1 pseudogene is annotated in these 233 nt (G+C 57.5%); it reads left to right on the top strand.

Features of this window, described 5'->3' with window-relative positions:
- Positions 1-233 (top strand): annotated as a pseudogene (locus tag FDX22_RS22155) (glycosyltransferase family 2 protein); the annotation flags it as partial.

The following is a 233-nucleotide window of genomic DNA, read 5'->3' as shown; positions in this document are numbered from 1 at the left end:
AAAATTATGGAAGAGATGGCCCCGCAGGCCGGGTTAAACCTGCTACCGGTGAACGATATTGGCCCGGATACCGCCATTCTGCTCAAAGAGAAACTGGATCGTGGCGAATGGATCGCCATCGTTGGCGATCGCATCGCAGTCACTACCCAACGTGGCGGCGAATGGCGTGTCTGCTGGAGCCGCTTTATGGGGCAAGTTGCGCCCTTCCCACAGGGCCCGTTCATTCTTGCGTC

This window comes from Citrobacter sp. TBCS-14, from assembly GCF_005280805.1.
Taxonomy (GTDB): Bacteria; Pseudomonadota; Gammaproteobacteria; order Enterobacterales; family Enterobacteriaceae; genus Citrobacter; species Citrobacter gillenii.
This window is presented reverse-complemented; position numbering and strand designations above follow the sequence as displayed.